The 10,000-nt window shown below is 74.7% G+C and carries 1 protein-coding gene and 2 pseudogenes; all 3 read left to right on the top strand.

The features are described 5' to 3' along the window. The first annotated feature begins 10 nt into the window (after positions 1-10). Positions 11-4,645 (top strand): beta-ketoacyl synthase N-terminal-like domain-containing protein, encoded by a 4,635-nt coding sequence (locus tag IH50_RS42685; protein WP_420709077.1) that lies wholly within the window; start codon positions 11-13, stop codon positions 4,643-4,645. Beyond that, positions 4,531-4,914 (top strand): annotated as a pseudogene (locus IH50_RS43570) (zinc-binding dehydrogenase); the annotation flags it as partial. The gene IH50_RS42685 and the pseudogene IH50_RS43570, both read left to right, overlap by 115 nt. Positions 4,915-5,001: 87 nt before the next feature. Further along, positions 5,002-9,997, top strand: a pseudogene (locus tag IH50_RS42675) (SDR family NAD(P)-dependent oxidoreductase); the annotation flags it as partial. Positions 9,998-10,000 lie beyond the last annotated feature (3 nt).

The raw sequence follows: 10,000 nt of genomic DNA, 5'->3' as shown, positions 1-10,000 counted from the left end.
CGGAGCGACCATGACCACGCCCAGCGAAAAAGTTGTCGAAGCTCTCCGGGCCTCGCTCAAGGAGACCGAACGGCTGCGCCGGCAGAACCGGGAACTCGCGGCAGCCGCCGCGGAACCCGTCGCCGTCGTCGCGATGAGCTGCCGCTACCCCGGAGGCGTCACCTCCCCCGAGGACCTGTGGCGGCTCGTCGAGTCCGGCACCGACGCCATCTCCGGCTTCCCCACCGACCGCGGCTGGGACCTCGACGCCCTGCGCGACGCGGGCGTCGACGCCCGCGGCCACTCCGTCAGCCAGCAGGGCGGATTCCTCGACGGCGTCGCCGACTTCGACGCCGCCTTCTTCGGGATCTCGCCCCGCGAGGCCGTCTCCATGGACCCGCAGCAGCGCCTGCTGCTCGAAACGTCCTGGGAGACCCTGGAACGGGCCGGCATCGACCCGCACAGCCTGCGCTCCAGCGCCACCGGCGTCTTCGTCGGCACCAACGGCCAGGACTACGCCTACCTGCTGGTCCGCTCCCTGGCCGACGCCACCGGCGACATCGGCACCGGCATCGCCGCCAGCGCCACCTCCGGCCGCCTGTCCTACACCCTCGGCCTGGAGGGCCCGGCCGTCACCGTCGACACCGCCTGCTCCTCCTCCCTGGTCGCCCTGCACACCGCCGTCCACGCGCTGCGCGCCGGGGAGTGCGGCCTCGCCCTCGCGGGCGGCGTCAACGTCATGTCCGCGCCCGGCTCCCTGATGGAGTTCAGCCGCCAGGGCGGACTGGCCGGCGACGGCCGCTGCAAGGCCTTCTCCGACGACGCCGACGGCACCGGCTGGTCCGAGGGCGTCGGCATGCTCCTGCTGGAACGCCTCTCCGACGCCCGCCGCAACGGCCACCCCGTCCTCGCCGTGATCCGCGGCTCCGCCGTCAACCAGGACGGCGCCTCCAACGGCTTCACCGCCCCCAACGGCCCCGCCCAGCAGCGCGTCATCCAGCGCGCCCTGCACACCGCCGGCCTGACCACCGCCGACGTCGACGCCGTCGAGGCCCACGGCACCGGCACCCCCCTCGGCGACCCCATCGAGGCCCAGGCCCTCCTCGCCACCTACGGCCAGGACCGCGACCCCGAGCGCCCGCTGCTGCTCGGCTCCATCAAGTCGAACATCGGACACGCGCAGGCCGCCGCCGGTGTCGCCGGCGTCATCAAGATGGTCATGGCCATGCGCCACGGCGTCCTGCCGCCCACCCTGCACGCCGACCGGCCCTCCCGCCACGTCGACTGGAACGCGGGCGCGGTACGCCTGCTCACCGAACGCACCCCCTGGCCGGAGACCGGCCGCCCCCGCCGGGCCGGCGTGTCCTCCTTCGGCATCAGCGGCACCAACGCCCACGTCCTGCTCGAACAGGCCGAACCGGCCCCGGAGCCCGAAGAGCCCGCCACCCCGCCCCTCACCCCGGGGATCGTGCCGTGGCCGGTCTCCGCCAGGACCGAGGACGCCCTGCGGGACCGCCTCGCGCAGCTCACCGCACCCACCGACGCCACCGCCCTCGACACCGGCTACTCCCTCGCCACCGGCCGCTCGGTCTTCGAACACCGGGCCGTGCTGCTCACCGGCGCCGACGGCGTACCCACCGAGGTGGCCCGCGGCCGGGCCACGGAACGCTCACTGGCCGTCCTGTTCTCCGGCCAGGGCTCCCAGCGGCCCGGCATGGGCCGTGAACTGTACGCCCGCTTCCCGGTGTTCGCCGAAGCCCTCGACGCCGTACTGGACCGGCTCGACCGCGACCTCGACCGCCCGCTGCGCGACGTCGTCTTCGCCGCACGCCGCACCCCCGAGGCGGAATTCCTCGACACCACCGGCTACACCCAGCCCGCGCTGTTCGCCGTCGAGGTCGCCCTGTACCGGCTCGTCGAATCCTGGGGCGTGACACCGGAGTTCGTCGGGGGCCACTCGGTCGGTGAGATCGCCGCCGCGCACGTGGCGGGCGTGCTGTCCCTGGACGACGCCTGCGCCCTGGTCGCCGCCCGCGCCCGGCTGATGGCACAGCTCCCGGCGGGCGGCGCCATGACGGCGATCGAGGCCACCGAGGAGGAGGTGACCCGCGAGCTGACCGCCGGTGTGTCGGTGGCCGCGGTCAACGGCCCGGACGCCGTGGTCGTCGCCGGTGACGAGACGGAAGTCCTCGCCCTCGCCGCCGGATTCGCCGACCGGGGCCGCAGGACGCAGCGCCTCGCGGTGAGCCACGCCTTCCACTCGCCGCTGATGGAGCCGATGCTCGACGCCTTCCGTACCGTCGCGGAGACACTCACCTACCACGAACCGCTCCTCCCGGTCGTCTCCAACGTGACCGGCGAGATCGCCGGCCCCGAACTGCTGTGCTCCGCCGACTACTGGGTGCGCCACGTACGGCAGGCCGTGCGCTTCGCCGACGGCGTACGCGCCCTGGCCGCCGCCGGCGCCGACGCCTTCCTGGAACTGGGCCCCGACGGCGTCCTCACCGGCATGGCCGCGCGGGTGCTCGACGGCACCGCCGACACCGTGTCCGCGGCCGCCCTGCGCAAGGACCGCGCCGAGGAACGCGCCCTGCTCACCGCCCTGTCCCGGCTGCACGTCGCGGGCGTCGGCGTCGACTGGGCCCGCTGCTTCGACGGGACCGGCGCGCGCCGCACCGACCTGCCCACCTACCCGTGGCAGCACGAGCGGTACTGGCCCGTCCTGATGGCCGCCGCCGGCGACGTGTCGGCCGCCGGCCTGGTCTCCGCCGAACACCCCCTGCTGGGCGCCGCGGTCTCCCTCGCCGGCCTCGACGGGGTCCTGTTCACCGGACGCCTCTCCGCGCAGACCCATCCCTGGCTGATGGACCACACGGTGGGCGGCGTCGTCGCCTTCCCCGCCACCGGCTTCCTGGAACTCGCCGTCCGCGCCGGCGACCAGGTCGGCTGCGACCGCATCGACGAACTCACCCTCGCCAAACCGCTCATCCTCACCGAGAACGCCGCCGCCGTCGTCCAGGTGTGGGTCGGCGCCCCGGACGAGACCGGCGCCCGCAAGGTCACCGTCTACTCGCAGACCATGGACGACCCGGAGCAGCGCTGGACCGAGCACGCCAACGGCGTCCTCACCACCGGCGAGCGCACCACCCCCTTCGACGCGAGCGTCTGGCCCCCGCGCGGCGCCGTCGCCGCCGACCTCGAGGGCTTCTACGAACGCACCGAGTACGGCCCCGTCTTCCAGGGACTGCGCGCCGTCTGGCGGCGCGGCGACGAGGCGTTCGTCGAGGTCGCCCTGCCGAGCCAGGTCGACGACGCCGAGTACTACGGCATGCACCCGGCCCTGCTCGACGCGGCCGTGCAGTCCGTCGGCTTCGTCGGCCTCGGCGACGGCAAGAAGCTGCTGCCGTTCTCCTGGTCCGGGGTGTCCCTGCACGCGGGCGGCGCCTCCGTGGTCCGCGTCCGCGTCGCCCGGGTCGGCGAGGACTCCGTCTCCATCGCCGCGGTCGACGTCGAGGGCGCGCCCGTGCTCTCCGCCGAGTCGTTGATCCTGCGCGTCCCCTCCGCCATCCAGGCCCCCGCGCTGCGCGGCAGCGCACAGGACGGCCTGCTCCGCCTCCAGTGGACCCCCGCCCCCGACACCGGCGCCGACACGGACGTCCCCTGCGCCGTCCTCGGCAGCGGCACGGGACTGCCGGGCACCCCGCTCACCGCCCTCTCCGACAGTCTGGCCGCCTCCCCGCGACCCGAGCTGGTCCTGGTACCGCTGGGCGACGGCGGCGGCGAACTGCCCGCCGCCGCCCACACCCTCGCCGCCCGCGCCCTCGACCTGGTACGCGAGTGGCTGGGGCTGAACCCGTCCGGACCGTCCCGGCTGGTGTTCGTCACGCGCGGCGCCGTCGCCGCCGACACCGGCGAGCGGGTGCGCGACCTCGCCGCTGCCGCCGCCTGGGGCCTGATCCGCAGCGCCGAGGCCGAGAACCCGGGCCGCTTCGCCCTGCTCGACCTCGACGCGGACACCACGGGCGCCACCGCCCGCACACTGCTGGGACGGCTGCCCGCCCTGCTGGCCGGGGGAGACACCCAGTTCGTCGTCCGCGACGACACCGTGCGCGTCGCCCGGCTGGCCCGGCTGACCAGCGGCGCGAGCCTGCTCCCGGCCGCCGGACTGCCCTGGCGGCTCGACAGCGACGACCGCGGCACCCTCGACGCCCTCACCCTCGCCCCCTCCCCGGAGGCGCTCCAGGCGCCGGAGGGCCGGCAGGTGCGGCTCGACGTGCGGGCGGCCGGGCTGAACTTCCGCGACGTGATGAACGCGCTCGGCATGTACCCGGGTGAGGCCGGACTCCTCGGCTCGGAGGCCGTCGGCGTCGTCGCCGAGACCGGTCCCGAGGTCACCGGGCTGCGGGCCGGCGACCGGGTGATGGGCATGGTCCCCGGCGGCCTGGCCGACACCGTCCTCATCGACGAGCGCTACCTCGTCCACGTTCCCGACGGGGTGCGGGTGGTGTGGGCATGGCTGCGGTGCAGCTGGCCCGGCATCTGGGCGCGGAGGTGTTCGCGACCGCGAGCGAGGGCAAGTGGGACACGCTGCGGTCTCTGGGGCTGGACGAGGATCACATCGCGTCGTCGCGTGATCTGGGCTTCGAAGAGAAGTTCCGGGCGGTGACCGGCGGCCGGGGCGTGGACGTGGTGCTGAACGCCCTGGCCGGTGAGTTCGTGGACGCGTCGCTGCGGCTGACCGCCGACGGTGGCCGGTTCCTGGAGATGGGCAAGACCGACATCCGCGACCCGCGGGCGATCGACCGGGTGACCTACCGGGCGTTCGACCTGGGTGAGGCGGGTCCCGACCGTACGGGGGAGATGCTGCGGGAGCTGGTGGGCCTGTTCGCCGAGGGGGCGTTGCGGCCTCTTCCGGTGACGGTGTGGGACGTGCGGCGGGCGCGTGAGGCGTTCCGGTTCATGAGCCGGGCCCAGCATGTCGGCAAGATCGTGCTGACGATGCCGCCGCGCTGGAACCCCGACGGTACCGTCCTCATCACCGGCGGCACGGGAGGCCTGGGCCGGGAACTGGCCCGCCACCTGGTGACCGCGCGGGGCGTGCGCCGTCTCCTCCTGGTGTCCCGCCGGGGCATCGACGCCGAGGGCGCCGCCGAGCTGCGGGACGAACTCACGGCCGCCGGGGCGGTCGTCGACATCACCGCCTGCGACATCGCCGACCGCGAGGCGGCCGAGGCACTGCTCGCCGGGATCGACACGGCGCACCCGCTGACCGCGGTCGTCCACGCCGCCGGTGTCCTCGACGACGGTGTGGTGACGTCCCTGTCGGCGGAGCGCGTCTCGAAGGTGCTGCGGCCGAAGGTCGACGCCGCCTGGCACCTGCACGAACTCACCCGGGACCTGGACCTGGCCGCGTTCGTCATGTTCTCGTCGGTGTCCGGTGTGATGGGCAGCGCCGGTCAGGGCAACTACGCGGCGGCCAACGTCTTCCTGGACGCGCTCGCAGGTGCCCCCGCTGCTGCGCAACCTGGTGCGCGGCACCCGGCGCGCCGCCGCCACCGCCGTCGGCGGCGCGAGCACCGCCGCCGACCTGACCCGCCGCCTGCTGGCCCTCCCCGAGGACGAGCGCGTCCGCCACCTCGTCGAACTGGTACGGGCCGAGGCCGCCGCCGTGCTCGGCCACTCCTCGCCCAAGGCCATCGAACCCGGCCGCGAGTTCCGCGAACTCGGCTTCGACTCGCTCACCGCCGTCGAACTGCGCAACCGCCTCACCACCGCCACCGGCCTGCGGCTGACCGCCACCCTCGTCTTCGACTACCCGACCCCGCACGGCCTCGCCGAGCACCTGGTCGCCGAACTCCTCGACGAACACGGCGACGCGGGCGCCCCCCTCGTGTCCGCCGACGTCGCCGACGACCCGGTGGTCATCGTCGGCATGGCCTGCCGCATGCCCGGCGGCATCACCACCCCCGACGAACTGTGGCGGATGCTCGCCGACGGCGAGGACCGCATCACCGCGTTCCCGACCGACCGCGGCTGGGACCTGGACGCCCTGTTCGGCGGAGGCCACGACAACCGGGGCGTCAGCGCCACCCGCCGCGGCGGCTTCCTGCACGACGTGGGCGGCTTCGACGCCGGCTTCTTCGGGATCTCGCCCCGCGAGGCCCTCGCCATGGACCCGCAGCAGCGGCTGCTCCTCGAGACGTCCTGGGAGGCGTTCGAACGCGCCGGGATCGACCCGCAGAGCCTGCGCGGCAGCGCGACCGGCGTCTTCGTCGGCACCACCGGCCAGGACTACGCGACCCTGGTGATGACCTCCCGCGAGGACGTCGAGGGCCACGCCAGCACCGGCCTCGCCACCAGCGTCATCTCCGGCAGGGTCTCCTACGCCCTCGGCCTGGAGGGCCCGGCGCTCACCGTCGACACCGCCTGCTCCTCCTCCCTGGTCGCCCTGCACCTCGCCGCCCAGTCCCTGCGCAGCGGCGAGAGCTCCCTCGCCCTCGCGGGCGGCGTCACCGTGCTGTCGACCCCCATGAACTTCTCCGGCTTCACCCGGCAGGGCGGCCTGGCCGGCGACGGCCTGTGCAAGGCGTTCGCCGACGCCGCCGACGGCACCGGCTGGTCCGAGGGCGTCGGCCTGCTCGTCCTGGAGCGCCTCTCGGACGCCCGCCGCAACGGGCACGAGGTGCTCGCGGTGGTCCGCGGCTCGGCCATCAACCAGGACGGCGCCTCCAACGGCCTGACCGCCCCCAACGGGCCCTCCCAGCAGCGCGTCATCCGCCAGGCCCTGGCGAGCGCCGGGCTCACCCCCGCCGACGTGGACGCCGTCGAGGCGCACGGCACGGGCACGACCCTCGGCGACCCCATCGAGGCGCAGGCCCTGCTGGCCACCTACGGCCGCGACCGCGACCCGGAGCGCCCGCTGCTGCTCGGCTCCATCAAGTCGAACATCGGGCACACCCAGGCCGCCGCCGGTGTCGCCGGCGTCATCAAGATGGTGCTCGCCATGCGCCACGGCGAACTGCCCAGGACCCTCCACGTCGACCGGCCCTCCACGCACGTCGACTGGGAGGCGGGCGCGGTACGCCTCCTCACCGAGCCGACCGCGTGGCCGGACACGGACCGGCCGTGGCGTGCCGGTGTGTCGTCCTTCGGCCTCAGCGGCACCAACGCCCACGTCATCCTCGAACAGCCCGAACCGGCCGCGCCGGAACCGGAGCCGGCCACCGCGCCGTCCGTCTCGCCGGTCCTGGTGCCGTGGCCCGTCTCGGCGCGGTCCGAGGACGCACTGCCGGGACAGATCGACCGGGTGACGTCCTTCGACACCGGGTCCGTCCTGGACGTGGGTTACTCGCTGGCCTCCGGACGGTCGGTGTTCGAGCACCGGGCGGTGCTGCTCGCGGGCGCCGAGGGCGGGGCACCGTTCGAGGTGGCGCGTGGTCGTGCGGTGGAGCGGTCGTTGGCGGTGCTGTTCTCGGGTCAGGGTTCGCAGCGTGCGGGGATGGGGCGTGAACTGTACGCCCGGTTCCCGGTGTTCGCGGAGGCGCTGGACGCCGTACTGGCCCGGTTCGATGCCGAGCTGGAACGGCCGCTGCGGGAGGTGCTGTTCGCCGAGGAGGGCACGCCCGAGGCGGAGCTCCTGGATACGACCGGGTTCACCCAGCCCGCACTGTTCGCCGTCGAGGTGGCCCTGTACCGGCTCGTCGAGTCCTGGGGCGTACGGCCCGACCACGTGGCGGGTCACTCGGTCGGTGAGATCACGGCCGCGCACATCGCCGGGGTGCTGTCGCTGGAGGACGCGTGCGCGCTGGTCGCGGCGCGTGCCCGGCTGATGCAGGAACTGCCGTCCGGTGGTGTGATGGTGGCGGTCCAGGCCACCGAGGAGGAGGTCATCCGCGAGCTGACCGCCGGTGTGTCGGTGGCCGCGGTCAACGGCCCGGACGCCGTGGTCGTCGCCGGCGACGAGTCGGAAGTCCTCGCCCTCGCCGCCGGGTTCGCCGACCAGGGGCGCAGGACGCGGCGCCTGTCGGTGAGCCACGCCTTCCACTCGCCGCTGATGGAGCCGATGCTGGCGGAGTTCCGTGCCGTCGCGGAGGGGCTGAGCTATGCCGAGCCGGTGATTCCGGTCGTCTCGAACGTGACCGGCGAGGTCGCGGACCGGGAGCTGCTGTGTTCGGCGGAGTACTGGGTGCGCCACGTCCGCGGCACGGTGCGGTTCGCCGACGGTGTACGGGCGTTGTCCGATGCCGGTGTGAACGCGTTCCTGGAGCTGGGCCCCGACGGTGTCCTGACCGGGATGGCCGCGCGGGTGCTGGACGGCGGCCAGGACGTCGTGTCGGTGCCCGCCCTGCGCGGGGACCGGCCCGAGGAGAGCGCGCTGCTCACCGCGCTGGCCCGGCTCCACGTCACCGGCGTCGACATCGACTGGGCGCCGTGCTTCGAGGGGACGGGTGCGCGCCGGGTGGCGCTGCCGACGTACGCCTTCCACCACGAGCGGTACTGGCCCCGCCCGGCGGCCCACACCGGTGATGTCACGGGAGCGGGGCTCCGCCCCGCCGAACACCCGCTGCTGGGCGCCGCCACGGCGCTCGCCGCCTCCGAGGGCGTGCTGTTCACCGGGCGCCTGTCGCTCACCACGCACCCCTGGCTCGCGGACCACACCGTCGGCGGCGGCATGGTCCTCTTCCCGGCCACCGGCTTCCTGGAACTGGCCGTGCGCGCCGGCGACGAGGTCGGCTGCGCGTGCGTCGAGGAGTTCACCCTCGCCACACCGCTGCTGCTGCCCGAGGACGGGGCCGTCGTCGTCCAGGTGTGGGTCGGGGCGCCCGACGAGTCCGGCGCCCGCAAGGTGAGCCTGTACTCGCGGGCCGCCGACGCGCCGGAGGCGACCTGGACGGAGCACGCGGCCGGCGTGCTCGGCACCGACGCACGGACCGCCGGCTTCGACGCGAGCGTCTGGCCCCCGCGGAACGCGGTCGCCGCCGACCTGGAAGGCTTCTACGACCGCACCGAGTACGGACCCGTCTTCCGCACCATCCGCGCCGTGTGGAAGCGCGGTGAGGAGGCGTTCGTCGAGGCCGCGCTCCCGGCGGAGGCGGACGACGCCGGTTACTACGGCATGCACCCGGCCCTGCTGGACGCGGCCGTGCAGTCCGTCGGCTTCGCCGGCCTGGACGACGAGCACAAGCTGCTGCCGTTCCTGTGGGGAGGGGTGTCGCTGCACGCGGGCGGCGCCTCCGTGGTCCGCTTCCGGGTCGCCCGCACGGGTGAGGACTCGGTCTCGATCGCCGCCGTGGACGTCGAGGGCGCGCCCGTCCTGTCCGCCGAGTCGCTGGTGCTGCGCGTCCCCGCCGGGACGCAGGTGCCCGCCGCCCGCCGCACCGAACTGGACTCGCTGCTCCGCCTGGAGTGGACCGCCGCTCCCGAGACCGCCGCCGACCCCTCGGTCCGCCACGCCGTCCTGCCCGCGCTCGGCACCCAGGCCGCCGCGGCCGCCCTGGCCGGTCTCACCGGCACCGAGACCCTGGTGTGCGTCCCCGTCTCCGGCGACGGCCACGGCGAGGACGTGCCACAGGCCACGCACACGCTGCTCGCGCACGCCCTGGACCTGGTGCAGGAGTGGCTGCGGCAGGACCGCTTCGAGACGGCCCGACTGGTGTTCGTCACCCGGGGCGCGATGTGCTCCGGGCACGGCGACCGGGTCGAGGACCTGGCGGCCGCGGCCGTCTGGGGTCTGCTGCGCGCCGCGCACTCCGAGAACCCCACCCGCTTCGCCCTCGTCGACCTCGACGCGGACAGCCGCGTCGAGACCGTGCTGCCGCTGCTGCCGGAGCTCCTGGCGGGCGGCGACGCCCAGTTCGTCGTACGGGACGGGGAGGTGCTCGTCGGGCGCCTCGACCGGGTGGTCACCGGTGCCGGACTGCTGCCCCCGGCCCACGGCCCCTGGCGGCTGGACAGCACCGGCAAGGGCGACCTGGACGCCCTCACGCTCGTTCCGTGCCCGGAGGCGCTGGACGCTCCGGAG

This window comes from Streptomyces sp. NRRL S-37, from assembly GCF_000721605.1.
GTDB lineage: Bacteria > Actinomycetota > Actinomycetes > Streptomycetales > Streptomycetaceae > Streptomyces.
Note: the sequence above shows the minus strand (reverse complement) of the source record. Positions and strands in the feature narration are given on the sequence as shown.